Source organism: Sphingopyxis sp. JAI128, assembly GCF_014207235.1.
GTDB lineage: Bacteria > Pseudomonadota > Alphaproteobacteria > Sphingomonadales > Sphingomonadaceae > Sphingopyxis.
On the sequence record NZ_JACHDA010000002.1, the window covers coordinates 591,710 to 618,199 of the forward strand.

The following is a 26,490-nucleotide window of genomic DNA, read 5'->3' on the forward strand; positions in this document are numbered from 1 at the left end:
TCGACCCGAACGGAATTTGAGTCAGGCCTTGTACAGCGCCGCGATCTTGTCCGCATAAACCTGTTTCAGGATATGCCGCCGGATCTTCATCGAGGGCGTCATCTGCTCATTTTCGATGGTGAAGGCTTCGTCGGCGAAATCGAATTTGCGCACCTTCTCGATCACCGATAGCTGGCCGTTGACGCGGTCGACCGCGGCGCGGATCGCGGCACGGAATTTCTCATGCTCGCGGAGCAGCTTGAGCTCCTTGGGCAGTCCTTCGGCCTCGGCCCATTCGGCCGTCCATTCGGGATCGGGGACGAGAATGCCGACGAGGTGCGGGCGCTTGTCGCCATAGACCATCGCCTGCAGGATTTCGGGCTGGAGCGTCAGCATGCCCTCGACGCGCTGCGGCGAGACATTGTCGCCCTTGTCGTTGACGATCAGATCCTTTTTGCGGTCGGTGATGACGATGCGGCCCGCCTCGTCGATATGTCCGATGTCGCCCGTGTGGAGCCAACCGTCGACAAGCACCCGCTCCGTCTCGGCCTGGTTGCGCCAATACCCCTTCATGACGAGTTCGCCGCGAACGAGAATCTCGCCGTCGTCGGCGATCTTCACCTCGGTGTTCATCAGCGGCGGGCCGACGGTGTCCATCTTGATCCCCGCGCTCGGGCGGTTGCAGCTGATCACCGGCCCCGCCTCGGTCTGACCATAGCCTTGCAGCAGGGTGAGCCCGATCGAGTGAAAGAAGACCCCGATTTCGGGATTGAGCGGCGCGCCGCCCGACACCAGCGCCTTCATCCGGCCGCCGAAGCGCTTGCCGATCTTGGGCCGGAACAATTTGTCGAGGATCAGATCGACCGGCCGGTCGAGCAGCCCCATGCGGCGTTCATAGTCCTTTTCGCCGACGCGCAGCGCCTGGTTCAGCATCCAGTTCGCGATCTTGCCCTGTTTTTCGACCGACTTGATCATGCGCGCGCGGATCACCTCGAACAGGCGCGGCACGACGACCATGATCGTCGGGCGCGTCTCTTCGATGTTCGAAACGAGCTTTTCGAGCCCCTCGCTGTAATAGATTTGCGCGCCGACCATGATCGGCAGGAACTGGCCACCGGAATGTTCATAGGCGTGGCTCAAGGGCAGGAACGACAGGAACACCTCTTCGTCGCCGATGCCGAAATCGTTGACCAGCACTTCGGCCGCGCCCGCCGCATTGTGCAGGATCGCGCCATGATGCTGCATCACGCCGCGCGGCGCGCCGCCGGTGCCGCTGGTGTAGATGAGGCAGGCGGTGTCCTCGCGCTTGACCCCCAGCCCGCGCGCCTTGGTTTCCTCGACATAAGCCTCGCCGCCCTCGACCAGTGGCGCCCAGTCGTGCACCGACACCTCGCCCTGCTGACCGACGCGCAGGCTTTCCATCGTGATGACGATATGCGCGTCGGACCGCATGACCGCGGGCATCAGCGTCCGCGCAAGCTTCGCGCTCGACACGATCACCGCCTTTGCGCCGCTGTTGTCGAGGATATGCTGATGGTCGCGTTCGGTATTGGTCGTATAGGTCGGAACGGTAATGCAGCCCGCGGCCATGATGCCAAGGTCGGCGATGCACCATTCGGGCCTGTTCTCGCTGACCAGCACCACCCGGTCGCCTTCCCTGAGCCCCAGTTCGCGCAGATTATGTGCGAGCGCCGCGACCTGGTTCGCGACCTGCCGCCAGCTCAGCGGCTGCCAGGCACGGTCGGCCTTGCGCCACAGGAAGGGATCCTCGCCGCCCCGCCCCGCGCGGTCGAAGAACATCGCGACCAGACTTGGGAACTGGTCGAGATGGGGGTTTTCGAGCTTCATTCTGCCTCTCTCCAGGGAGTGTTCATTGTCTCTTTTCGTCGTCGTTACCGGTTTAGCCCTGCGGCGGCGCGCCATCCACGGCCGAGGTGCCGGGCCCCCGCGGGTCGGCCGCGCCCCGCCAGCCTTCGCCGACGCGTTCGATCGCGTTGAGTTTCGACCCGAGATCGGTCGGCGTGATGCTGTAGCCAAAGGGTTTCATCTTCGCGGCAATCGCCTTGCCCGCATCATTATCCTCGATAATCACGCCGTCGCGGCCGAAAAACAGATTGGGAAGCTCCATCGCCGATTGGGCATCGAGACCCCAGTCGAGCACACCGACCAGCACCTTGGTCACGTGCATGATGATGCGCTTGCCGCCCGCCGAGCCGACCGCGAGCACGACCTTGCCATCGGGACCGTAAACGATCGTCGGCGACATGGAGGATAGCGGCCGCTTGCCCGCCTGAACCCGGTTCGCGGTCGGGACGCCGTCCATCGTGGGTGCATGGTCGAAATCGGTCAGTTCGTTGTTCAGGAAATAGCCGTTCGCGATCAAATGGCTGCCGAAGATGCTTTCGACGGTCGAGGTCATCGAGACGACATTGCCCGTCCGGTCGGCGACGACGAAATGGGTGGTCCCCAGTTCGGGCACCGGCGGTGCCGCCGCGCGCGGCTTGGCGCCCGGCGGGGTGCCGGGTTCGTAGCGGCCCGCGGCGCGATAGGGCGAGATGAGCTGGCGGCGCTGGCCGAGATAGGTCTTGTCGAGCAGACCCTGCACGGGGACGTCGACGAAGTCGGCGTCGCCGAGATAGGCGGCGCGGTCGGCGTAGCTGAGCTGCATCGCTTCGGCGAGCAGGTGCCAGCTCATCGGATTGTCCTTGCCCATCGCTTTCATGTCCCACCCCTCGATCATGCCGAGGATGCCGAAAACGGTGGTCGCGCCCGACGAGGGCGGCCCCATGCCGCAAACCTTGTAGATACGATAGGTCGTGCAGACCGCCGGGCGTTCCTTCGCCTTGTAGGCGGCGAGGTCGTTCGCCGTCAGCACTGCCGCGTTGCGCGGCGATTTTGCGACCGCATCGCTGATCGCGCGGGCGTTCGCGCCGCTGTAGAAAGCATCGGGTCCGCGCGCCGCGATGTCGCGGAGCAGCGCGGCATAGGCGGGATTCTTGAGGCGCGTGCCGACCGGCGCGGGTTTTCCGTCGATATAATAGATTGCGCGCGCGGCGGGAAAATCCTTCCACGTCGGTTCGAACCGGCTGAGCCAGCCGTAGAGCGCCGGGGTGACTTCAAACCCTTCCTCGGCCAGCTTGATCGCCGGCTGGAACAGCGCCTTCCATTCGAGCTTGCCCCATTTTTTTTGCGCCATTTCCATGAGGCGCATATTGCCCGGCACCCCGACCGAAAGGCCGCCGGGAATGACATCCATATAGGGGCGCGGTTTGCCGTCGGCGCCAAGGAAGCGATCGGGCTTGGCCGCCGCCGGTGCCGTCTCGCGGCCATCGATCGTCGAAATGCTGCCATCGGCGGCGTGGTGATAGACCATGAGGCCGCCGCCGCCGATCCCGCTCGATTGCGGTTCGACCAGCGTCAGCACCGCCACCATCGCCACGGCGGCGTCGGCGGCGGTTCCGCCCTGATGCAAAATCTCGCGCCCCGCCTCGGTCGCGCGCGAATCCGCCGAAGAGGTCACGCCCTGCGCCGCAGCGAGCGAGGGGAAAGCCGTCAGGAAAAGGGCGAAAGCGGCGAGGAATCTCTTGGTCATGCGCGCGACATTGGCGCGGGGGAGGAGTTGGTGCAACCCCGTCCCTGTTCCTCGCTGTCGCGCAGCGGTGGGGAGGTGGCAGCGGCCCTTTGACGGCGTTGCAGGCGCCCGGGGTAAATTACGCCCCTGGCGCAGCCGCCGACGGGGGGCGATTGCGCCGACGTTGCAGGCCCCTCCACCATTCGCCTCGCGAACGGTCCCCTTCCCCCTGGCCTGCGGCCAGAGGGAGGATTGTTACTGCGCCGTCCCCACCGCGTCGGCGACGCGCGTGAAGCCGTCGCGCACCGCAAGATCCTCCAGCCCGCGCGCGATCCGCGCCGCCAGCCCGGGCCCGGCATAGACCATCGCCGAATAGAGCTGGACCAGACTGGCGCCCGCGCGAATCCGGTCCCACGCCTGTTCGGCCGATGCGATCCCGCCGGCGGCGATCAACGGCAATTTCCCGCCGCTTGCGCCATGGAAATCGCGGACCCGCTGGAGCGCGAGTCGGGCGAGCGGCGCGCCCGAGAGACCGCCGGCTTCGGCGGCGTGGCGCGACGCGAGCGCGGGCCGCACGATCGTCGTGTTCGACACGATGACCGCCGCGAGCCCCTTGCCCATCGCCACCGCGACGATATCGTCGATGTCGGCGGGTTCGAGGTCGGGCGCGACCTTCAGAAACACGGGTTTGGCGGCGCCCGCCGGCTGTGCCGCGGCGACGCCGTCGAGCAATGCCTCGAGCGCGCCCTTGTCCTGCAGCGCGCGCAGCCCCGGGGTATTGGGCGAACTGATATTGACCGTCAGATAATCGGCGAGCGGCGCCATCGCCGCGGTGCCCTTCGCATAATCGGCGATGCGGTCGGCGCTGTCCTTGTTGGCGCCGATGTTGATGCCCAGCGGCACCGCGATGCCGCACGCGCGCAGCCGCGCGATGCGTTCGGCCGCCGCGGCCTGTCCGCCGTTGTTGAATCCCATCCGGTTGATCACCGCTCCGTCCTCGACCAGCCGGAACAGGCGCGGGCGCGGATTGCCCTCCTGCGGCAGCGGCGTCAGCGTCCCCACCTCGACGAAGCCGAAACCGAAACGCGGCATCACCGCGGCGACGCGCGCATCCTTGTCGAAGCCGGGCGCGAGCCCGACGGGGTTGGGAAAGCGTATACCGGCGAGTTCGGTCGCGAGGATCGGGCTGGTCAGCGCTTGGCGCGCGCGCGGCAGCGGTTCGAGCGCGCTCAGCGTCAGATTGTGCGCCGCCTCGCCATCGGTGGCGTGGACGATCGGGCGGACGAGCGCATAGGCGGCGTCGGTCAGGGAAGCGAAGAGCGACATGCCCCACGCCATTGCGCGCGCCGAAGCGCTATGGCAAGCCCCGGCCGGTCAGCAAAAGCCGTCGGAAAATCCGGGAGAAAATCGTGTCGCACCTTCGCATCCTCGCCCGCCTGTCCACCGGGATCGTCCTTCTCGCCGCCGCGGGCTGCGCGCCGGCCGCCGTGCAGGACGCGCCCGCGACCGTGGCTGCGGCGCCAGCCCCCGAGGCGGCGCCCGCGGGGGCGAACTTGGCGCAATTCTTCGACAATTACGACGCCGCGCAATTGTCGCTGTCGCCCGAAACCAAGGCGCGGCGCGGGATTCGCGACGGCGATTACGGGAAATGGCGCGATGTGTCGGACGAAACCGAAGTCGCGAGCCACAAGCTGCTGCAGGCGACGGCCGCGGCGATGCGCGGGAGCTATGACCCGGCGGAACTGACCCCCGACGAAGCGCTGTCGTTCGAATTGTTCAACACGCAGGCGGCGCGCGCCGACCGATTGTTCCCCTTCCGCAAACATGGCTATATCTTCGACCAGATGAACGGCGCGCAGAGCCAGATGCCCGCCTTTCTCATCAACATCCACCGCGTCGCCGACATCGCCGAAGCCGAGGCCTATATCGCGCGTATCCGCGGGCTGGGCCCCGTGCTCGATGCCCTGTCGGCGCAGTCGGCGGAACGCGCGGCCAATGGCATCCAGCCGCCCAAATGGGTCTATGCCTATGTCATTTCCGACATCGGCAACTTGCAGGGCCCCGACAATGCGGTGATCGAGGATATCGGCGCGAAGGTCGGCAAGCTGGCCATCGATCCGGCCGAAAAGACCCGCCTGATCGCGTCGGCCAAGACCGCATGGGCGGAAAGCGCGGGCCCCGCCTATGGCCGCTTGCTTGCCGAAATGCAGCGCCAGCAGACGAGCGCGCCGACCGAGGACGGCATCTGGCGCCTGCCGGACGGCAAGGCCTATTATGAAGCGCTGCTCGCCAATTACACGACGACCGACATGACCGCGGCCGAGATTCACGACCTCGGCCTCGCCGAAGTCGCGCGCATCCACGGCGAGATGAAGGCGATCATGGCGAAGGTCGGCTTCAAGGGCACGCTTCAGCAATTTTTCGAGCATCTGCGCACGAGCCCGCAATATTATTATACGACCCGTGAGGCGTATCTGGCCGACGTCGACGCCAAGGTGAAGGCGATGGAGGCGCGCCTGCCCGCCTTTTTCAACACGCTGCCCAAGGCGCATCTACAAGTGAAGGCGGTCGAGGCGTTTCGCGAGAAATCGGCGGGCAAGGCCTTTTATTCGTCGCCCTCGCCCGACGGGTCGCGCCCCGGCATTTATTATGTGAACCTCTACGACCTTCGCGACATGTCGAAGACCGAGCTCGAGGCGCTCGCCTATCATGAGGGCGTGCCGGGGCACCACCTCCAGCGCGCGGTGCAGACCGAACTCACCGGATTGCCGCCCTTCCGCCGCTTCGGCGGCTTCACCGCCTACACCGAAGGCTGGGGCCTCTATACCGAGGAACTCGGCAAGGACATGGGCTTCTATACCGATCCCTACAGCGATTTCGGTCGCCTCGGCATGGAGCTGTGGCGCGCGTGCCGGCTCGTCGTCGACACCGGCATCCACGACAAGCGCTGGAGCCGCGAACGGGCAATCCAGTATCTGAAGGACAATACGCCGAATCCCGACGGCGACATCGAAAAGGCGATCGAGCGCTATATCGTCTACCCCGGGCAGGCGACCGCTTATCTGATCGGCAAGCTCAAGATCATGGAACTGCGCGGCCGCGCGCAGACGGCGCTCGGCGACAAATTCGATTTCCGCAGCTTCCACGATGTCGTTCTCGAAACGGGGCCGGTGCCGCTCGACATTTTGGAACGCCGCGTCGACAGCTGGATCGCCGCGCAGAAGGGTTAAGAAAATTGATGATTGGCGCTTGACGCGCGCGTCCGAAAGGCAAATGATTTCCCGATAAGAAGGCAGCCGGGGAAAGGCTGTCGGGGGTCTGGGTCCATGTCGCAAGCAAACTCTTCGCCGTCGGGCGGGGACGGCGTTACGCCGTTCGAGCTTCATTATTTTCCGCCCGAAGCCGACCTGGCGGAAATGGTGTCGAGTTTTTACTTCGCGCGCGTCAACATGCCGCGATTCGACGAATATGAGCGCGCGGACCGCCCGCAATTCCGCTTCGTGACCGCTGCCGACGGCGAATATATCTTTGCCGACGGCCACAGCTCGAACGTATGCCGGTCCAATATCGTCGGACCGACTAGCGGCCGCGTGCGCGCGATCAGCAACTGTCCGACGCAGATGTTCGGGTTCGGCATGCTGCCCGCCGGCTGGGCGGCGCTGATGGGCGACGACGCCGACAAGCTCACCGATCGCGCGATGGATGCCGCCGACCTGTTCGGCCCGTGGATCGAGGAGGTCGCCGCCGCGCTGGAAAAAGCCGCCAGCGTCGAGGAGATGCTTGTCATCGGCAATAATTTCGCGCGCGAGGTGCTCAAGCGCAACGAACCCGCCCCGATGTGGTTCATCCGCACCGTCGACGGCTGGCTGACCGCATCGCCCTCGCCGCAAGTGCCCGAACTGGTCGAGGCGACGGGTATGTCGATCCGCTCGGTCGAACGGATGACGAAACATTATTACGGCCTGTCGCCACGAATGCTGGCACGCAAATATCGCGCCGTGCGCGCGGCGTCGGCGCTCGCCCGCGGCGAAGGGCTGGACTCGGCGCAGCTCGGAGATGCCTTTTACGACCAATCGCACCTGATCCGCGAGATCAAACGCTTTGCCGGCGCAACGCCCGGCCAGCTCGGCAAGCCGACGACCTATACCGAGGCGACGACCAAGGGCCGCAAGCAGCTTGCCGGCAAGGTCAGCCCGCTCGTCTCCGAGACCTGACCCTAATTACTGTCCCGTCGATTTGGCGTTTCCATCCAATCGCGAATCGCCGCGGGGGCATAATCCCCCCCTGCGACCCAGAAGAGCTCATCCTCTGACGAGGACTTGAGACCTTCATCTTGGCACTCATTTGGCCCCGGCCGGATGGGTGCCTTTTTTTGCGTACCGGACGTCGGCTTGGGCATGGATGCCAGACGATGACGAGGAAGAATATCCTCCCTGCCGCGTAGCGATGGGGAGTCGCAGACGGCGCTTGGCGCCAGCGGGACCGCCGCGCAGCGGTGGTGGAGGGGCCGCGACCTCGCGCCGTCGGCCCCTCCGTCAGCGCTTTGCGCTGCCACCTCCCCATGGCTCCGCCACCGGGAGGACCAATGGCAACGACCGGCGGTCAGCAGCCGCTCACGGATAGCTCACCGTCTTGGGCACTTCGGGGATCGGGATGAATTCCTCGCTGTCGCCGGGGACGAGCGGGAATTTGCGGTCCTTCCATTCCTGCTTCGCTTCGTTGATGCGGTCGCGCGAGGAGCTCACGAAATTCCACCAGACATGGCGCGGGGTCGTGAACGCTTCGCCGCCGAGCAGCATCACACGCGCGTCGCTGGTTGCGCGGAGCGTCATCGCCTGTCCGGGTTTCAGGATATAGAGGCTGTAGCGGTCGAGCGCTTCGCCATCGAGGGTCGCGTCTCCGATCGCCACCAGTAGCGCGCGTTCGTCGGCCTCGGCATCGATCGGCAAGGCCGCCCCGGCATTCATCAAAATGTCGGCGTAGATGGTCGCGCTGTGCTGCGTGGTCGGCGCGGTCGCGCCCCACAAGCTGCCCATGATCACGCGCGCCGACACACTGCCATCCTCGACGAGCGGCAATCGGTCGGCCGGGACATGTTCGAACGCCGCGTCGATCTCTTCCTTGCCATCGGGGAGCGCAAGCCAGGTCTGCATGCCCGAAATGCCCGATCCCGTCGCACGTTCGGCCTGCGGCGTGCGCTCCGAATGGACGATGCCGCGTCCCGCGGTCATCAGGTTGCACGCGCCGGGTCGGATCGTCGCGCAGGTGCCGAGGCTGTCGCGATGGTCGATCGCGCCCTCGAACAAATAGGTGACCGTCGACAGGTTGATATGGGGGTGCGGGCGAACGTCCATGCCCTGCCCGATATCGAAATGCGCGGGGCCGAACTGATCGACGAAGATGAAGGGGCCGACCATCGTGCGGGCCTTGTTCGGCAGCGTGCGGCGCACGTCGAACGCGCCGATATCGTGGGTCGAGGGAGTGATGACGGTGAACATCAGTCGAGCCTTTCCAGCGTCTTTCGGGTCTTTCCGGTTTCGACATTGCCGGTGTTGAGCGTCGAACCGGGTTCGAGCAGCAGGACATGGCATTCGCCGTCCAGCGCCTCGGGACAATGTTCGACGCCGTGCGGCACGATGATGAATTCGCCGGGCTCGACGATCACGTCGCGGTCGCGAAACGCCATCTTCATCCGGCCGGCGACGACGAGGAAGAGTTCATCCTCCTGTACATGATGATGCCAGTCGAACTTGCCGTCGAGCTTGACCAGCTTGACCTGGAAATCATTGATGTCGCCCGCGACGCGCGGGTTCCAGGCATCGGGGATTTTCGAGAAGGCGTCGGCGAGATTGACCTTGTCGGCCATCGTCATTCGCCCGGCGCCATGGCCTTGATCGCCAGCGCGTGAACGCGCTGGCCCGGCAGGTCGCCGAGCGCCTTGTTCACCGTCCGCTGGCGCGCGACGCGGTTCATGCCGGCAAAGCCCGCCCACTCGATGGTCAGGCTGAAATGCGATTCGCCCGATCCGTCGTCGCCCGCATGGCCATGATGGCTGGCGCTGTCGTTGCTGAGGGTGAAATTCGCGTCGGGAAAGGCTGCGGCGAGCAGGCTTTCCATCTCTTGCTGTACGGGGCCTTTGTTGCTCATGGACTTGACCATAAGCCTTTCGTCGCCAAATTATAAGGCCTTCCAAAGCTCTCCACTCTCGATTCCGAAAGCCCCTCGTGCCGTCCTCTGCCCGCCCATCCCGATTTCATGGCCGCGTCCCGCGCGAGGAGCGCTGCGCCGCGCCCGGCTGCCGCGAGGCGGGCGAATTTCGCGCGCCGGTCTCTTCGCACCGATCGCCCGACGGGCCGCCGCCGTACCGCTGGCTGTGCCTCGACCATGTGCGCGAATTCAACGCGGGCTATAATTTCTTCGAGGGAATGAGCGCCGACCAGATCATGGCGGCGCAATCGCCGACCGCCGGATGGGAAACCGAAAGCCGCACCTTCCGCCCCGCGGGCAGCGCCGACCTGCCGCCGCGCTGGGCCGATTTCAAGGACCCGATGGATGCGCTTGGCGCGCGCTTTCGCCAGCGGATGGATGCGGCGCGGCGCGAGGCGGCGACCCCCGGCCTGTCGCGCGAGGAGCAGGACGCGATGCAGTTGATGGCGTTGCCCGCCGATGCCGACCGCGCGGCGCTGCGCCGGCGCTACAGCGAACTCGTCCGCAAATATCATCCCGACCGGAATGGCGGCGATCGCAGTTTCGAAACAAGGCTGGGTGCGGTAGTCGAAGCCTATCAATTGCTGAGGAAGAGCAAGGCGTTCGCATAGGAGAGGCGCAATGAGCGACCTGAACGAAGCACGGATCGCGGTGGTGCGCCGCCACATGGCGCTCGAGATCACGCGCGACTGGGACGGCGTTCTCGCGACCTTCGACCATCCGCGCTACGAACTGATGGGCCCCGGCACGATCTTCGATGGCGAGGCGGCAGTCCGCTCCTATTTCGCGTCGTCGCGCGAGCCCTTTCCCGACCAGTCGAACGAGGTTATCGCGATCGCCGCCGACGCGGGCACGAATACGGTGCTCGTCGAATTCTGGCTGACCGGCACGCATCTGGGGCCGCTCAAGCTCGGCCTGCGCACGATCGAGCCGACGGGCAAGGCGTTCCGCATTCGGATGGCCGCGAGCTTCGAATTCGCGCCGGGCGGCGACAAGATCGTCTGCGAACGCCCCTATTACGACCAGTCGGCGGTGATGAAGGCGCTGGGCCTCCTTTAGAATATCGCCACGAAAGGCGTTGCAAGCCGCAACCCATGACGATACCGCGACGGCGAAGCGCCGCCGCGCGGCGACTCTCCCCGTTTGCTTGCTGGACTTTGCCATGACCGATATCCCGAACAGCCTTCCCGACCACCACGGCTCGACGCTGCTGGCAGCGCCCGATACCGAGGTCGATGCGCGCGAGGTCTTCGGGGTCGATATCGACATGAAGGTGCCGGCGTTCAGCGAGGCCGACGAGCGCGTCCCCGACCTCGACCCTGCTTATGTCTTCGACGGCGACACGACGCTCGCGATCCTCGCCGGCTTCAAATATAACCGCCGCGTGATGGTGCAGGGCTATCACGGCACGGGCAAGTCGACGCATATCGAACAGGTTGCCGCCCGCCTCAAATGGCCGTGCATCCGCGTCAACCTCGACGCGCATATCAGCCGTATCGACCTGGTCGGCCGCGACGCGATCGTGCTGCGCGACGGCCAGCAGGTCACCGAATTTCGCGAAGGCCTGCTCCCCTGGGCGCTGCAGACCCCGACCGCGCTCGTTTTCGACGAATATGACGCCGGGCGTCCCGATGTGATGTTCGTGATCCAGCGCGTGCTGGAAACCGAGGGCAAGCTGACCCTGCTCGACCAGAACCGCGTGATCCGCCCGAACCCGCACTTCCGCCTCTTCTCGACCGCGAACACCGTCGGGCTGGGCGACACGAGCGGGCTGTATCACGGCACGCAGCAGATCAACCAGGGCCAGATGGACCGCTGGAACATCGTCGTCACGCTGAACTATCTGCCCGCGGCGACCGAAAGCGCGATCATCCTCGCCAAGGTGCCCGACACCGACGACACGACGGTTGCCAATATGGTGAAGGTTGCGGATTTGACGCGGCAGGGCTTCATAAACGGCGACATCTCGACCGTGATGTCGCCGCGCACGGTGATCAGCTGGGCGCAGAACACCGCGATCTTCAACAATATCGGCTTCGCGTTCCGTTTGAGCTTCCTCAACAAGTGCGACGAGGCCGAGCGAATGATCGTCGCCGAATATTATCAGCGCGTGTTCGGCGAGGATTTGCCCGAAAGCGTGACCGGCAAATGATGCGGCTGCGCCACCTGACGGTGGCGTTCGGCGCCGCGCTGACGCTTTCCGGCTGCAGCATCGCGGCGGTCGATTATGGCAAGATACGCCACGCCGATTATGTCGCCGACCCGCGTTGCGCCGCGCAGCCGGGGGCCGTCGTCGATGGCGAGGCACTGCCCTATTTCTTTGCAACGAGCCGCTTGCCCGACTGCCGCACCAGCGAGATCGAATTGCTCCCCCACCGCGGCGACCGCATCCGCTATGGCCGCTTCAACGCGCCGCGCGAGGTCGTCGTCGGCAAGAAGACGCGCTTCCTGCCGCCGCTTGCCTTCCAGACGTCCGCCGACTGGTGGCGGGCGTTGCAGGCCGAAACCGACCGCAAGCAGGGGCGCGTATTGCTCTATGTTCACGGTTACCGCGAGAATTTCTCGACCACGTCGAATGATGCGGCGCAGATCGCGCGCATGACCGGTTTCGACGGACCGATCGTCGAATATAGCTGGCCGTCGCAGGGCAAGCTTTTGAGCTATGTCGTCGACGAAACGAACATGTATCACGACGTCCGCAATTTCCGCGACTTCCTGCAGTCGCTGGCCGAACAGCCGTGGGTCAAGGAGATCGTCGTCGTCTCGCACTCGCTCGGCGCGCGGCTGGTGATACCGGCGATTTCCTATGTCGATCGCACGTCGAGCAACGCCGACAGCAGCAATATCTCGAACATCATCCTTGCCTCGCCCGACATCGACCGCGAAACCTTTGAACGCGACATCGAGGACGAGGTGCTGTCGGCGCGGCGTGTCGCCAACGACCGGCGGATCACGATTTACACCTCGCGCGCCGACAAGGCGCTTGCCGCTTCGCGCGCGATCCACGGCTATCCGCGGCTTGGCTCGCCCTATTGTTTCGACCCGTTCGAGGCCGCGGATCTGAAAGCCAAAGGGCTGCCCGAACGTTGCTATCCCGCGTCGCGCCCCGGCCTCACGGTCGTCGACACCACCGACGTATCGCGCGGACCGACGGGTCACAGCAATTTCCTGCGCAGCGCAGTGGCGTGCCGCGATTTCATCGACGTGGTCGCGAACAGACGCACACGCCCCGAGCGGGTCGCGACCGAGTGGGCGCATGTGTTCCGCCTGATGCCCGATCCCGCGGTGCCGAAGGACGGCGACGATTCAATCTGTCAGCGGACGCCCGAAGTGGAAGAGCCGCGGTGAGTCGCTAGAAACCGCACATGATGGCGAAATTGGCAAGCCAGACCACCAGCCCCTCACCCGTCCAGAGCCAGAGGCCGCCTGCCGCGACCAGCCCGAACAGCGCCAGCGCAATCCAGTCCTGCCGCGCGACCTTCATGCCCGTTGGGGCCGGCTGACCGGCGCGTCGGCGATCGGCAGGTGGACGAGCCCCGCGAACAGGCCGAGCGCGATCGAGAATCCCCACGCGATATTATAGCTGCCCGTCGCATCGAAGATCAGCCCGGCGGTATAGGCGCCGAAAAAGCTGCCGAGCTGATGGCTGAGGAACACGACACCGTAGAGCATCGAGAGATAGCGGATGCCGAAGATGCGCCCGACGATGCCGCTGGTGAGCGGCACGGTTCCGAGCCACAGGAACCCCATCGCGCCGGCAAAGGCAAGCGCGGTCCAATGGGTCAGCGGCAGGAAAAGAAAGAGCGCGATCACCGCCGAACGCGCGGTGTAGAGCGCCGACAGCACATATTTCTGGCGCAGCAGATCGCCTGCCCGCCCGAAAACGTACGAACCGAGGATGTTGAACAGCCCGACGAGGGCGAGCACCTGCGCCCCGATCTCGATCCCCAGCCCCTTGTCGTCGAGGTAGGCGGGCAGATGCGTCGCGATGAAGGCGATATGGAAACCGCAAACGAAAAAGCCCGCATTGAGCAGCCAGTAACCGCGGTGGACGGCGGCCTCACGCAGCGCCTCGCGCGCGGTCTGCTCGACCTCCAGGGTCAGGCTCGCGCCGCTGTCGGTGCGCCCCGCCACGCCGATCGCGAGCAGGCCGCACAGCGCGACGAGCCCCGCCATGATCCACAGCGTTTCGTGATAGCCGATGTCGCGCAGCAGCATCGACGCCAGCGGTACGACAAGAAATTGGCCGAGCGATCCGCCCGCGGTGACGATGCCGAAGGCGCTGCTGCGCTTTTCAGGGCTGACGACGCGCCCGACCGCGCCGAGCACGACAACGAAGGTCGTCGCCGACTGCGCCATGCCGATGAAGATGCCGAAGCTGATATGGAGCCCGATCGCATCGGTCGCGAACGCCGCACCGATCAGCCCGAGCGCATAGAGCAGCGCCCCGCCGAGCACGACGCGCCCGGCGCCATGCTTGTCGGCCAGCGCGCCGACGAACGGCTGGACGAGCCCGAACAGCAGGTTCTGGAGCGCCATCGCGAGGCCGAAATCGGAGCGGCTGATGCCGATGTCGGCGCTCATCTGCGGCAGGAACAACCCGAACGACTGGCGCACGCCCATCGCCAGCGTGACGATGAAGGCCGCGCAGGCGATGACAATCCACGGGCGTTTCATGGGGGAGACCATGCATCGCGGATGCGCCCGCACTCGTGCAAGGTCAAGCGAGCTTAGCTATGGCCGCATTCATTCCCTCTTCGTCACCCCGGACTTGACCCGGGGTTCATGGCTTCGCCGGCAAAATGGACCCCGGATCAAGTCCGGGGTGACGATGAAAGGGATTTCTTCGACACCCAAAGCTGGTTAGAGCCGACTCGATGACCGCCCAATCTCCCCTCGACGATTTCAAGGCTGCGCTGTCGAGCGTCGCGCGCGCGGTAACCCGCGATGCCGAGGTCGAGGTCGGCTTTACCGCCGACGCCCCGGCCCAGATCGGCAAGGCGATCAAGGTGCCCACGCCGTCGCGCACGCTGCCCGCCGATCAGGTCGCCGAAGCGCGCGGATTTGCCGACAGCTATGCGCTGCGCATGAAGCATCACAGCGAAAAACTGCACGCTGCGGCACGCCCCGCCGAACCGCTCGCCGCCGCCGCGTTCGACGCGATGGAGCGCGCGCGGATCGAGGCGCTCGGCGCGCGCCATATGGACGGCATGCGCGGCAACCTTCGCGCCAGTCTTGCGATGCGGATGCGCTCGGACCCGATCAGCCGCGCGCAGGATCGGGCCGATGTCCCGATGTCGAGCGCGCTCGAATTGATGTTGCGCGAGGCGCTGACCGGCGAACAGGCGCCGCAAGGTACCGAGACCGGCCTGTCGCTGGTGCGCGAATGGATCACCAACGAGGCGGGCGGCGACCTCACCGCATTGTCGATGCTGCTCGACGACCAGGCCGCCTTCGCCGAAACCGCCAAACTCGCGCTCCGCCACCTCGACCTGATCCAGAGCGACGAGCCGCTCGAGGAGGGCAGCGAGGACGGCGGCGAGCAGGACGAAAGCGAAACCGAAGAGAGTCAGGAAGAGCAGGAAAGCGAAGACGGCGGCGCCGGCGAGAGCCAGGTCGACGCGCGCGCCGAAATGGCGGGCGACCAGGCCGACGACGGCGACAGCGACCCCGACGCGCAGGAAATGGAAGCCGACGGCGAGCCCGAAATGGGCGGCGAAGGCGATGAAGGCATGCTCCCGGTGCGCCCCAACCGCCTGCCGAGCGACATTCCCGATTTCAACTATCTGCGTTTCACCGAAAAGCATGACGAGATTATCGCAGCGACCGAGCTGTGCGACGCCGACGAGCTGACGCGACTGCGCGCCTATCTCGACCAGCAGATGACGCATCTGCAGGGCGCCGTGACCAAGCTGGCGAACCGGCTTCAGCGCCGGTTGATGGCGCAGCAGAACCGCGCGTGGGATTTCGACCAGGAGGAAGGCCAGCTCGACGCCGCGCGGCTCGCGCGCGTCATCGTCTCGCCCGGCAGCTCGTTGTCGTACAAGGTAGAACGCGACACCGACTTTCGCGATACCGTCGTCACCCTCCTCATCGACAACAGCGGATCGATGCGCGGCCGGCCGATCAGCATCGCCGCGATCAGCGCCGACATCCTCGCGCGCACGCTCGAACGCTGCGGTGTGAAGACCGAAATCCTGGGTTTCACCACGCGGACGTGGAAGGGCGGGCAAAGCCGCGAGGACTGGCTCGCCGCCGGACGCCCGCCGCACCCCGGCCGCCTCAACGACCTGCGCCACATCATCTACAAACCCGCCGACGAACCCTATCGCCGCGCGCGCAAATCACTGGGGCTGATGATGCGCGAAGGGCTGTTGAAAGAGAATATCGACGGCGAGGCGCTGATGTGGGCGCACCAGCGGATCATCGGCCGGCCCGAGGAACGCAAGATATTGATGGTGATTTCGGACGGCGCGCCGGTCGACGACAGCACCTTGTCGGTCAACCACGGCGCCTATCTCGACCAGCATCTGCGGCAGGTCATCGAATGGATCGAAAACCGCTCGCCAGTCGAGCTGTGCGCGATCGGAATCGGGCATGATGTGACGCGATACTACAGCCGCGCGGTGACGATCATGGATGCCGAGCAATTGGGCGGCACGATGGTCGAGCAATTGGCGGGATTGTTCGACGTGGATTGAGTGCGCTTCGGTGGCCGGGGTATCGGAATTGCTGTGAATGCTTGCCTGTGGATTATATTTGGGGGTTAAGTAAACTGTCACCGTAATTCCACCGTAATTCCAACGTCGGCTCGCTATGAATCACCGATCAACCCAAATGGGAATCCCTAAAATCAGACTTCTGCCAAAGTAGTGCTAAGTTCCGCTCGGCGCCCGAGGCGTGTGCTCGTTGACCCAAATGGAAGTCTCTCCGAACTGCCGCCCTTGGATTATCGCACGCACCGTTTCTTCAGAGCCGAATATGGCCAATGGGTCGAAGGCATGTTTGCGGAAGTGAGCGATCTCAATTTCTCGGTTCAGCATCGTGGACACGGCAGCAATTCGCTTTTGAAACTTCGCCTTAACTTCGCGGATCGCTATCGGCAGCATACGCTCCAGCCGCCCTAATGTCGCTTCATGGTAACTTGTCTGGTTCGAGGCCGACGCAGCGGCCCATGTGCCGTTGGGAGTTTCGACGGCGAAAAAGATGTCGCGATGCCACGTATGATCGCCAGCAGTGCGACCCGAATAGACGTGAGCTAGGGCTTGATTACGCACGTCGATAATCTTTGAGTGATCTTCCCATTCTTCGGACGTGAGCCGGTTTCGCTCCAACTGAATTGAACCTCGCTCATCCTTTTGCCCGCTCGTTGACGTCGCACGCGCGTAATGCATGATCGAAGCCGACATTAGCGCTCGCTCGATGATCATAGGTTCCGGATCGCCACTTCGGCGCGGCTGAGCGGTGGTCGCCCGCAAGACTCGGACGCTCTCTTCGGCTTGCCTCAAGTCTCCCAAGCATGACTGAGCCCGCCAGGCCATCATGATCGCCGCCCTAACTTTCGGATTTGCACCTCTGCGCGCAAGGTCCTCAGCGAGGCTGCCCAAGTCAGTAAACATTGGGAACTGCATCGCGGACACATACCGCGCGCGCGTCACGCCAGCAACGTCCTTGCGCGCTGGAATTGGAAGTTACGGAGACATTTTACCCAGCCCCTGAATTCGATACCAAGATTTGAAGCAAGGCAATTGCGCGCGCCGCCAAGGCTCAGGCAGCAATCAGCCGCTTCACGACGAGGTCGGCTTCATGCTCTCTCGCCTTGGCGAGTTCATAGCGCGAATGCATCCGCAGCAGCGTCTCAGCCTTCACGCCAAAGGCCTTCTCAAAACGAATGGCCATATCGGCGGTCAGCGCCGCGCGGCCATTGAGTACGGCGCTCACCGACTGGCGGCTGACGCCGAACGCCTCCGCCACGTCATTGATCGATACGCCATGCGCTTCGACGATCTCGGTCTTCAGCCACTCGCCGGCATGGATCGCGAAAGAGGGGTGAACCTTGATAGCCATCAGTGATAATCCTCCAAACCCAGGTCGATAATCGCCCCCTGGTCGTCGATCGAGAATGTCATCCGCCAGTTGCGCGTGACGGTCATTGCCCATGTCCCGGCCCGGTCCCCCGTCAGGGGGTGCAGGCCGTAGTTGGGCGGCGTTCCGAGTTCGTCGATCGTCTCTGCAGCGATGATGAAGTTCACCATCCTGGAGAGACGATCGATCAGATCGCCCGACAGGCCCTTCGGCTTGCCCGTCTCGACGAACCGCCGCAGCGCTTTATGGCTGATGCTTTCGATCTCCACGAATGGAAAGTGTCACATTACATGAAATTTGTCAAGTATCGCTTTACATGGACGCGAATTACAGAGCTACGGTGATAGCCGACTTCGGCTCTGAACTCGCCTCCACCGTCGAAAACCTCTTGTCCTACACGATCGCCCCGCGCTAGCCTCGGCTCATGCGCCATGCCGCTCCCCGTCTCCTGAACCAGACGCCCCCGAGCGACGGCTCCGCACCCGAACTCGCTTAACGCCACAAAGAAGATATTTGCGGCGCGCGCCTGCGTATCCTTTGTCGCTTTAAGCGCCGCCGCACGCGCCGGCGAACGACGCTCTCAACGCCGATTCCAAGTAAAATTGCGCAGTTTTTCGAACTTTTCGATAAATCCCTTTCCCCTCTGCGATCTCTGCGCAAATCTCCATACATTCAGGCAAAGACGCCCCGCGTGACAACCCCCTCCCCGCTCGTTACAAATCCTGTCTGAAGCAGCAGGGACTCGCGGCCTGACGACGAGCGCCGTTGCAACGACAACATGCTGAAGGGTCGCCGGCATGATCTGGGGCCGCACCACTGGGGTGCGTGGCTGAGGGGGCGACTGTCACATGAAAAAAGCATCCGACCTGTTCATCGAATGTCTGGAGGAAGAGGGCGTCGAATATATATTCGGCGTTCCGGGCGAGGAGAATCTCGATTTCCTCGACAGCCTGTCGCGCTCGACCAAGATCAAGCTGATCCTGACGCGCCACGAACAGGGGGCGGGCTTCATGGCCGCGACCTATGGGCGGCATACGGGCAAGACCGGCGTGTGTCTTGCGACGCTTGGCCCCGGCGCGACCAATTTCGTCACCGCGGCGGCCTATGCGCAGCTTGGCGGCATGCCGATGATGATGATCACCGGGCAAAAGCCGATCAAGAAATCGAAACAGGGCCGCTTCCAGATCCTCGACGTCGTCGCGATGATGGGGCCGATCACCAAATATACGCACCAGATGGCGTCGTCGGACAATATCCCGAGCCGCGTGCGCGAGGCCTTCCGCCTCGCCGAAGAGGAAAAGCCCGGCGCGGTGCATATCGAGCTGCCCGAGGATATCGCCGACGAACATACCGACAGCCTGCCGCTGAAGCGCAGCCATTCACGCCGTCCGAACGCCGACAGCAAATCGATCCGCGAAGCGGTGAAGGCGCTCGAAAATGCGACCTCGCCGGTGCTCGTCATCGGCGCGGGCGCGAACCGTACGATGACCAGCCGCATGTTGCTGCAATTCATCGAAAAGACGGGGATTCCCTTTCTGACGACGCAACTCGGCAAGGGCGTGATCGACGAGCGGCACCCGAAATTCCTCGGCTGCGCGGCGCTGTCTTCGGGCGATTTCGTCCATCGCGCGGTCGAGGCATCGGACTGTATCGTCAACCTTGGCCACGACGTGATCGAAAAGCCGCCCTTTTTCATGCAGCGCGGCGGGCCCACCGTCATTCATGTCTCGACCAAGACCGCCGAGGTCGATCCCGTCTATTTCCCCGATATCGAGGTGATCGGCGATATCGCCAACGCGGTGTGGCAGATGAAGGAGGACATCGTCCCCAACGGCGGCTGGAAATTCGATCATCTGCTCGCCTATCGCAAGGCCGAGGTCGAGCATACCGCGCCGCTGGCGAAGGACGAGCGTTTCCCGATCTTCCCGCCGCATCTGGTGCAGTCGGTGCGCGACGCGATGCCCGACGACGGCATCATCTGCCTCGACAATGGCGTCTACAAAATCTGGTTCGCGCGCGGCTATACCGCCTGCAAGCCGAACACGGTGCTGCTCGACAATGCGCTCGCGACGATGGGCGCGGGGCTGCCGAGCGCGATGATGTCGGCGATGCTGTATCCGAACCGCAAGGTCATGGCGATTTGCGGCGACGGCGGTTTCATGATGAACAGCCAGGAGATGGAGACCGCGGTGCGCCTTGGCCTCAACCTCACCGTGCTGATCCTCAACGACAACAGCTATGGCATGATCCGCTGGAAACAGGCGAATATGGGCTTCAAGGATTGGGGCCTGACGTATGGCAACCCCGATTTCGTCAAATATGCCGCAAGCTATGGCGCGCACGGCCACCGCGTCGAAAGCGCGGCGCACCTCAAGGAATTGCTTGCGCACACGCGCGATACGCCGGGGGTGCATTTGATCGACTGCCCGGTCGATTATTCGGAGAACGACCAGATTTTGAACAACGATATCAAGAGGCTGTCGAAGGAGCTCTGATTCCGGCTCCCCTCCCGCCTGCGCGAGGGGCAGCGAGGCTTGCGAGCATGCTCGCTAGTCGCAGCGGGGTGGGCAACCGCACCCCCCGTGCACAAACACCCAAACCCCTCCCGCAAGCGGGAGGGGGGAGAATGATATGAAACTCAAAGACGTCTACCCGCTCTATCTCAACAACAAGGCGGTGCAGCCGAACACCGACCTCGAGGTGATCGACAAGTTCACGGGCGAAGTCGCGTTCCGCACCGCGCTGGCGACCCCCGACGTCATCGACGAGGCGATCGCCGGCGCCGTCCGTGCCGCCGAGCCGATGGCAAAGCTGGCGAGTTTCGAGAAGCGCGACGTGCTCAGCCATTGCGTCGCCCGGTTCCAGGAGCGGTTCGACGAACTGGCTTATGCGCTGTGCGTCGAGGCGGGCAAGCCGATCGCCGACAGCGAGGGCGAGGTCACGCGCCTGATCGATACGTTCCGCATCGCCGCCGAGGAAGCCACCCGCAATTATGGCGAGGTGCAGCCGCTCGACATTTCGGCGCGCGCCAAGGGCTATATGGGGATGTGGAAGCGCGTGCCGATCGGCCCGTGCAGTTTCATCTCGCCGTTCAACTTCCCGCTCAACCTCGCCGCGCACAAGATCGCGCCGGCCATCGCAATGGGTTGCCCCTTTGTGATGAAGCCCGCGTCGCTGACGCCGCTCGGCGCGATCATCATGGGCGAGGTGCTCGCCGAGTGCGATATCCTGCCCGAAGGCGCATTCAGCATATTGCCGGCAAGCCGCGCGGGCGCCGACCTGTTCACGACCGACGAGCGGCTGAAATTATTGAGCTTCACCGGCTCGCCCGGCGTCGGCTGGGAGCTGAAGGCCAAAGCGGGCAAGAAGAAGGTCGTGCTCGAACTCGGCGGCAATGCCGCGGTGATCGTCGACAAGGATGCCGACTTGGATCATGCGCTCGCGCGGATCATCTTCGGCGGATATTATCAGTCGGGGCAAAGCTGCATCCACGTCCAGCGCGCGATCATTCACGCGGATATCTATGACAAGTTCCGCGATATGCTCACTGCGAAGGTCAAGACGCTGAAATCGGGCGATCCGAAGCTGCGCGATACCTTCATCGGCCCGATGATTTCGGAGAAGGAAGCGCAGCGGCTCAAGGGCTGGATCGACGGCGCGGTTGCCGCGGGCGCGACGCTGCTCGCGGGCGGCGGCTGCGATGGCAATATGCTCGAGGCGGCGTTGCTCGAAAATGTCCCGCGCGATACCGATGTCGTGGTCGAGGAAGCCTTCGGCCCGGTCGTCGTCCTGTCGAAGTTCAGCGAATGGGACGAGGCGATGGCCGAGGTCAACGACAGCAAGTTCGGGCTGCAGGCCGGCATCTTCACCCGCGATATCCACAAGATACTGGAGGCGTGGGACGATCTCGACGTCGGCGGCATCGTCGTCAACGACGTCTCTTCCTACCGCGTCGACAATATGCCCTATGGCGGGGTGAAGGACAGCGGCCTCGGCCGCGAAGGCGTGCGCTTCGCGATGGAAGATATGAGCGAAATCAGGAATTTGGTGATCCGGCGAACCTGATTGGATCATGGTTAATAGAATATGTGTCAAATAGGCAACGTCACCGAACCGACTTCGAACTTTCTTCAAACTGTCGCCAGTTTGGGCCGCACGCTGTAACATTTCGCGTGTCTACGCCGGGAGCAGCTAGAGGCTGCTTTCGGAGTGCGACATGGCATCGATTTCCACCCTGCCGATCCCCGCCCGTTTTCCCGACCCCTTCACCACCGACCCGCATATTCCCGAGCGCGTGATCGGCGAGCGCCGCAATTATCGCGCCGTGTGGGTCAGCGACATCCACCTCGGCACGCGCGGCTGCAACGCGCCGCTGCTGATTGATTTTTTCGACCATGTCGATTGCGAGACGCTCTATCTTGTCGGCGACATCATCGACGGCTGGCGCCTCAAGAAGCGGCATTTCTGGCCGCCCGAGCATAATGACGTCGTCTGGCGCGTACTCAAGCGCGCGAAGCGCGGCACGCGCGTCGTCTATGTCCCCGGCAACCACGACGAAATGGTCAAGCCGTTCGACGGCTTCGATTTCGGCGGCGTCGAGATCCGCCGCGAGGCGATCCACGAGACCGCCGACGGCCGCAAATTGCTGGTCGTCCACGGCGACGAGTTCGACGCCGTGATGCTCGCGCACCGCTGGCTCGCCTTCGTCGGCGACGCCGCCTACACCGCGCTGATGAAGTGCAATGTGGTCGTGAACCGCATCCGCAGCGCCTTCGGCCTGCCCTATTGGTCGCTGTCGATGGTCGCCAAGCACAAGGTCAAGAACGCCGTCCAGTTCATCGGGCGTTACGAGGAAGTCGTCGCGCACGCCGCGCGCTCGCGCGGGGTCGACGGCGTGGTGTGCGGCCACATCCACAGCGCCGAGATGCGCGAGATCGAGGGCACCGAATATTATAACGACGGCGACTGGGTCGAAGGCTGCACCGCGCTCGTCGAGCATCATGACGGACGGATGGAAATCCTCCATTGGGCGCAGGAAGTCGCGGCGCGCGCCACCCCGGCTCCGCTCAAGCTGCCCGCCGCGGCATGAGAGTCCTGATCGTCACCGACGCGTGGGAGCCGCAGGTCAACGGCGTCGTCCGCACGCTCCAGGCGACGATCGGCGAACTCAAGGCGGCGGGGCATGACGTGGGGGTGATCTCGCCCGACCTCTTCCGTTCGATCCCTTGCCCGTCCTACCCCGAAATCCGCCTCGCCTTTGCCGGCCGGCGTGCTGTCGGGCGGCGTATCCGCGCCTTTGCTCCGCAGGCGATCCATATCTCGACCGAAGGGCCGCTCGGCATGGCCGCGCGGCGCTGGTGCATTCGCAATAAATTCCCGTTCACCACCGCCTATCACACGCGCTTTCCGGAATATGTCGCAGCGCGGTTGCCACTTTCGCCCGCCACGGTCTGGCGCTTCATCCGCTGGTTCCACCGCCCCGCGCGGCATATCATGGTCGCGACACGCAGCCTTGCGCGCGAGCTCGCCGAGCAGGGCCTGACCCAGACGATGATGTGGGAACGCGGGGTCGACCACGAGCTGTTCCGTCCCGACCGCGCCCCGCATCCCGCCTATGCCGGTCTTGCGCGGCCGATCCAGCTCTACGTCGGCCGCGTGGCGGTCGAAAAGAACATCGGCGCCTTCCTCGATTGCGAGCGGCCCGGAACGAAGGTCGTCGTCGGCGACGGCCCCGCGCTCGCCGAATTGCAGGCCCGGCACCCGGCCACGATCTTCCTTGGCAAGCTTGGCGGCGAAACGCTCGCCGCCGCCTATGCGGGCGCCGACGTCTTCGTCTTTCCCAGCCGTACCGACACCTTCGGCCTTGTCGTCATCGAGGCGCTGAGCTGCGGCACGCCGGTCGCCGCCTATCCGGTGCCGGGACCGGGCGATATCGTGACGGGCGGTGCCGGCGCGCTCGACGAGGATCTCGGCCGGGCGATCGACGCGGCGCTGGCGTGCGACCGCGCCGACGCGGCGACGCTCGGGGCACGCTACAGCTGGCCCAGCTGTACGGCGCAGTTCGCGAAGGCGCTGACCTTCGTTCCCTCCGAACCCGCCCCCGATGCCAAGGCCGGCATCGCGGGCGTTGCTGCCTAGAAGGTCTTGCGCCACTCCAGCTCGATATAGCGGCCGAGCGGATCGATATATCCGGGCTGATAATTGAGCGGCACGACCCCGTTCGCATCGGTGATCTTGCGCTGCGCATCGAAGACATTGTCGATCGACAGCCGCAGGCGCGATCCCTTGAGGAACGGCAAGTCTTCGGTCAGTTTCGGCTTCTGGTTGAAATCGACGAAGAAGCGCAGGTTGAACGTTGCGAGGTCGCCGAACTTTAGATCGCCCGCCGTGCCGCCAGTCACCGTGCTGCCGCTGTCATATTTGGCGCTGAGCCGCACGCCCACGCCCTTGTTGAACAGACCGCCATCGAGTTCGAACAGGTGACGGTTGCTGCCGCCGCCGCCGCCCGTCGCCGAACCGTCGAGCAGGTCGAGTTCGGGGACGCCAGGGCGGATCAGCACCGTGTCGGTCAGCTTGATCGTGTGATAGAGCGACACCTGCCAGCGCCCGCCCTGCGGACCGCCGAACCGTCCACCCGGACCGCCGCGCCCGCCCATGCGCGGACCGCCTCCTCCGCCGCGCTGACGCCCCGCGCCGGGGCCGCCCCCTCCTTCACGGGCGCCCGCACCGTCGGGACGCCCGCCGCCGGGGCCGCGCTGCTGTTGCTGGCCAAAGCTCTTGCCGAAATTGAGGCCCCAGCGGATCTGCGAATTTTCGGCGCGGTCGAAATTGACCGGCCGCTGGTCGATCGCCAGCAAGACGCCGTTGGCATCGCGCGTGACGCGATCGGGGAAAGCTGCCTCGATCTCGGGGGTCAGCAACGGCAGGCTGTTCGCCGTGTCATAGCTTTTGTTGCGGTTGTAATTGATCGAGAAATTGAGCCCTTCGACCATCGGCGGCGACCAGTTGAGCCCCAATTTCAGGTCGCGGCGCTGTTCGGCGAGCAGGAAGGGATTGCCGCCCGTCGTCGTCGTGATCTGCACCGTCTGGCCGGTCGCAAAATCATAATAGGTCACGGCGGGCGTCACCAGCGGCGCGGCGCCGAGCTGCTGGATGCCCGGTGCCGCCTCGTCCTGATTGAAGCTCGCGAGCAGCGAGAGATTGTCGGTCACCCCCCAGTTGAGGTTCGCGCCCCAGCTTTTGAGCGCCTCGAAATCGCTCGGGTTTTGCACCTGCCCGCTCAGCGTCAGCGAGACGCGGCCGATTTTGCCGACTTCATATTCGGGGTCGAGCAGCGGCACCGTGAGCGATCCGAAGACGCCCGGCAGGTCGCGCGCGAGGTCGGTCGTCGTGACGCCGCTCGCATTTTCGGAGCGGCTGTCGAAGCGCAGACCCGAATAGCTGCCCGTTATCGACAGGCGGATCGGCCCCGCCCAGCCTTCGGTCACCGTGCCCGACAGGTTCGCATTGCCGCCGAACGTCTGCTGGCTGCTGTCGAACCGGTCGCGCGCGCCGCTGATGCGGTCGGTGAAGGTCCGTTGGTCGGCATCGGCGTAATTGCCCGACACCGACCAGCGCCAGTCGCCGAGCATGCCGTTGACGCTGGCCGTCGATGTGAGATTGCGCGCGCGGCTGTCGCGTTCGAGCGGATCGCCGACACCGCCGAGCCCCGGCCCGAGCAGCGCGCGCGTGTCGGTCTGATCGAAGCGCACATTGACCGACGCGTCGGTGACCTTGTTCAGGCTGCGCTGGACCGTCGCGTCGATGCGATATTCGTCGGAGGCCGAAAGCAGGCTGCGCGCCGGCGCTTCGGCTGCCTGATCGTCATCGCCTCCATAATCGAGGTTCCGCTCGCTCTCGATCAGCATCGACTTATGTTCCCAGCCGGTGTTGATATTGATCCGGCCGCTGTCGGTGATCGCCAGGAAACTGGGCTCTATCTCGCTCTGGAACCGGCCGCCCTGCGTCGGAATGCCGCCCTCGGCCTCGACCGCAATCTGGCGGAAATCGGGCTTGAGCACCATGTTGACGACGCGCTCGTCGGCCGAATAGCCATATTGGAGCGCGACTTCCTCGGGAAAAATTTCGACCTTCGCGATCGCTTCGGGAGGCAGGTTGCGCACCTCGCCGAACCCGCCGATGCGACGTCCGTTGATGAGGATGATCGGACGGCCGCTGCCGCGCCCGCGGCCCGAGCGCGTCTGCGGCGCGAGCGCATCGAGCAGTTCGGACACGTTCGACACGCCATAGCTGGCGATCGCCGCCTCATCGAGCTCGGCTTCGGCCTTGATGTCGGTATCGAGTTGCCCCGCAAGGCGCGGCGCGGTGACGATGATTTCGTCCTCGCTATAATCGTCATAGGCATCCTCGACCGTCTCGGGCGCGGCGAGAGCGGGTTCGGCCGGTTGCTCGGCGACGGCCGAGGCGGCGGGCGGGCCGACCGGCGCTTGCGCAGCGACCGGCAAGGCGAACGAAGCACCGGCGGCAAGCAAGGCGGCGCGAACGGAGATGGACAGGCGCTTATCGTTCATGGGGGAGAACCTTTGTTTCTTTTCTGTCTTCATTTTTACTTGGCATGACAGGGCTTAACGCCTGCTGACACCGCTCTT

Annotated in this window: 23 protein-coding genes; 11 read left to right on the top strand and 12 right to left on the bottom strand. The window is 64.5% G+C overall.

Annotation, left to right across the window (positions count from 1 at the left end; all coding sequences use genetic code 11):
• Positions 1-21: 21 nt before the first annotated feature.
• From HDC35_RS06860 to HDC35_RS06870, 3 genes are all read right to left on the bottom strand, one after another.
• Positions 22-1,827, bottom strand: a complete 1,806-nt coding sequence (locus HDC35_RS06860) for a long-chain fatty acid--CoA ligase (RefSeq protein WP_184644955.1) — start codon at positions 1,825-1,827, stop codon at positions 22-24.
• Between the two features lie 52 nt (positions 1,828-1,879).
• Positions 1,880-3,571 (bottom strand): gamma-glutamyltransferase, encoded by a 1,692-nt coding sequence (gene ggt, locus HDC35_RS06865; protein ID WP_184644957.1) that lies wholly within the window; start codon positions 3,569-3,571, stop codon positions 1,880-1,882.
• 234 nt (positions 3,572-3,805) lie between these two features.
• On the bottom strand, positions 3,806-4,876 hold the full coding sequence (locus HDC35_RS06870) for a quinone-dependent dihydroorotate dehydrogenase (RefSeq protein ID WP_184644959.1): 1,071 nt from the start codon (positions 4,874-4,876) through the stop codon (positions 3,806-3,808).
• A gap of 83 nt (positions 4,877-4,959) precedes the next feature.
• On the opposite strand from HDC35_RS06870, the gene HDC35_RS06875 reads away from it, so the two are divergent.
• Together HDC35_RS06875 and HDC35_RS06880 are read left to right on the top strand one after the other, a co-directional pair.
• Entirely contained in the window at positions 4,960-6,780 is a 1,821-nt protein-coding gene (locus tag HDC35_RS06875) for a DUF885 family protein (protein WP_184644961.1), read from the top strand.
• Positions 6,781-6,876: 96 nt separating this feature from the next.
• The gene (locus HDC35_RS06880; RefSeq protein ID WP_184644963.1) at positions 6,877-7,764 is read left to right on the top strand and encodes a helix-turn-helix domain-containing protein; all 888 of its coding nucleotides are present in this window, start codon (positions 6,877-6,879) and stop codon (positions 7,762-7,764) included.
• A gap of 399 nt (positions 7,765-8,163) precedes the next feature.
• On the opposite strand, the gene HDC35_RS06885 is transcribed toward HDC35_RS06880, so the two are convergent.
• From HDC35_RS06885 to HDC35_RS06895, 3 genes are read right to left on the bottom strand one after another with little or no spacing between them, the layout of a single operon-like run.
• The gene (locus HDC35_RS06885; RefSeq protein WP_184644964.1) at positions 8,164-9,048 is read right to left on the bottom strand and encodes a pirin family protein; all 885 of its coding nucleotides are present in this window, start codon (positions 9,046-9,048) and stop codon (positions 8,164-8,166) included.
• Positions 9,048-9,422, bottom strand: a complete 375-nt coding sequence (locus HDC35_RS06890; RefSeq protein WP_184644966.1) for a cupin domain-containing protein — start codon at positions 9,420-9,422, stop codon at positions 9,048-9,050. Before HDC35_RS06890 ends, HDC35_RS06885 begins: the two co-directional genes overlap by 1 nt.
• Complete coding sequence (locus HDC35_RS06895; protein WP_409437934.1) at positions 9,419-9,697, bottom strand: BolA family protein; 279 nt, start codon at positions 9,695-9,697, stop codon at positions 9,419-9,421. The genes HDC35_RS06890 and HDC35_RS06895 overlap by 4 nt, the downstream gene beginning before the upstream one ends.
• Before the next feature lie 77 nt (positions 9,698-9,774).
• On the opposite strand from HDC35_RS06895, the gene HDC35_RS06900 reads away from it, so the two are divergent.
• From HDC35_RS06900 to HDC35_RS06915, 4 genes are all read left to right on the top strand, one after another.
• Entirely contained in the window at positions 9,775-10,368 is a 594-nt protein-coding gene (locus HDC35_RS06900) for a J domain-containing protein (protein ID WP_184644972.1), read from the top strand.
• 10 nt (positions 10,369-10,378) lie between these two features.
• Positions 10,379-10,816 carry an ester cyclase gene (locus tag HDC35_RS06905; protein WP_184644974.1) on the top strand — a complete coding sequence of 146 codons (438 nt, stop codon included), beginning with the start codon at positions 10,379-10,381 and terminating at the stop codon, positions 10,814-10,816.
• Positions 10,817-10,919: 103 nt separating this feature from the next.
• On the top strand, positions 10,920-11,909 hold the full coding sequence (cobS, locus tag HDC35_RS06910; RefSeq protein ID WP_184644976.1) for a cobaltochelatase subunit CobS: 990 nt from the start codon (positions 10,920-10,922) through the stop codon (positions 11,907-11,909).
• Positions 11,906-13,105 (top strand): alpha/beta hydrolase, encoded by a 1,200-nt coding sequence (locus HDC35_RS06915; protein ID WP_184644978.1) that lies wholly within the window; start codon positions 11,906-11,908, stop codon positions 13,103-13,105. Before cobS ends, HDC35_RS06915 begins: the two co-directional genes overlap by 4 nt.
• A gap of 4 nt (positions 13,106-13,109) precedes the next feature.
• On the opposite strand, the gene HDC35_RS19590 is transcribed toward HDC35_RS06915, so the two are convergent.
• Positions 13,110-13,241 (bottom strand): hypothetical protein, encoded by a 132-nt coding sequence (locus tag HDC35_RS19590; protein WP_260397584.1) that lies wholly within the window; start codon positions 13,239-13,241, stop codon positions 13,110-13,112.
• On the bottom strand, positions 13,238-14,434 hold the full coding sequence (locus HDC35_RS06920; RefSeq protein ID WP_221438138.1) for an MFS transporter: 1,197 nt from the start codon (positions 14,432-14,434) through the stop codon (positions 13,238-13,240). Before HDC35_RS06920 ends, HDC35_RS19590 begins: the two co-directional genes overlap by 4 nt.
• Before the next feature lie 200 nt (positions 14,435-14,634).
• Between HDC35_RS06920 and cobT the strand changes: the two genes are divergently transcribed.
• Positions 14,635-16,458 carry a cobaltochelatase subunit CobT gene (cobT, locus tag HDC35_RS06925; RefSeq protein WP_184644982.1) on the top strand — a complete coding sequence of 608 codons (1,824 nt, stop codon included), beginning with the start codon at positions 14,635-14,637 and terminating at the stop codon, positions 16,456-16,458.
• 174 nt (positions 16,459-16,632) lie between these two features.
• On the opposite strand, the gene HDC35_RS06930 is transcribed toward cobT, so the two are convergent.
• From HDC35_RS06930 to HDC35_RS06940, 3 genes are all read right to left on the bottom strand, one after another.
• Positions 16,633-17,187 (bottom strand): hypothetical protein, encoded by a 555-nt coding sequence (locus tag HDC35_RS06930; protein WP_184644984.1) that lies wholly within the window; start codon positions 17,185-17,187, stop codon positions 16,633-16,635.
• 337 nt (positions 17,188-17,524) lie between these two features.
• Positions 17,525-17,824 carry a HigA family addiction module antitoxin gene (locus HDC35_RS06935; protein WP_184644986.1) on the bottom strand — a complete coding sequence of 100 codons (300 nt, stop codon included), beginning with the start codon at positions 17,822-17,824 and terminating at the stop codon, positions 17,525-17,527.
• A complete protein-coding gene (locus HDC35_RS06940; RefSeq protein WP_184644988.1) occupies positions 17,824-18,111 on the bottom strand; it encodes a type II toxin-antitoxin system RelE/ParE family toxin in 288 nt (95 codons plus the stop codon). Before HDC35_RS06940 ends, HDC35_RS06935 begins: the two co-directional genes overlap by 1 nt.
• Before the next feature lie 579 nt (positions 18,112-18,690).
• Here HDC35_RS06940 and HDC35_RS06945 point away from each other — a divergent pair.
• The 4 genes from HDC35_RS06945 to HDC35_RS06960 all read left to right on the top strand — a co-directional run bounded on the left by HDC35_RS06945 (position 18,691) and on the right by HDC35_RS06960 (position 23,980).
• Positions 18,691-20,337 carry an acetolactate synthase large subunit gene (locus HDC35_RS06945; protein ID WP_184644990.1) on the top strand — a complete coding sequence of 549 codons (1,647 nt, stop codon included), beginning with the start codon at positions 18,691-18,693 and terminating at the stop codon, positions 20,335-20,337.
• A gap of 136 nt (positions 20,338-20,473) precedes the next feature.
• Positions 20,474-21,907, top strand: a complete 1,434-nt coding sequence (locus HDC35_RS06950; RefSeq protein ID WP_184644992.1) for an aldehyde dehydrogenase family protein — start codon at positions 20,474-20,476, stop codon at positions 21,905-21,907.
• A 151-nt stretch (positions 21,908-22,058) separates the two neighbouring features.
• On the top strand, positions 22,059-22,931 hold the full coding sequence (locus HDC35_RS06955; RefSeq protein ID WP_184644993.1) for a UDP-2,3-diacylglucosamine diphosphatase: 873 nt from the start codon (positions 22,059-22,061) through the stop codon (positions 22,929-22,931).
• Complete coding sequence (locus HDC35_RS06960) at positions 22,928-23,980, top strand: glycosyltransferase family 1 protein (protein ID WP_184644995.1); 1,053 nt, start codon at positions 22,928-22,930, stop codon at positions 23,978-23,980. The genes HDC35_RS06955 and HDC35_RS06960 overlap by 4 nt, the downstream gene beginning before the upstream one ends.
• Here the strand turns inward: HDC35_RS06960 and HDC35_RS06965 are convergent.
• Positions 23,977-26,412, bottom strand: a complete 2,436-nt coding sequence (locus HDC35_RS06965; protein ID WP_184644997.1) for a TonB-dependent siderophore receptor — start codon at positions 26,410-26,412, stop codon at positions 23,977-23,979. The two genes, HDC35_RS06960 and HDC35_RS06965, sit on opposite strands and share 4 nt — an antisense overlap.
• Positions 26,413-26,490 lie beyond the last annotated feature (78 nt).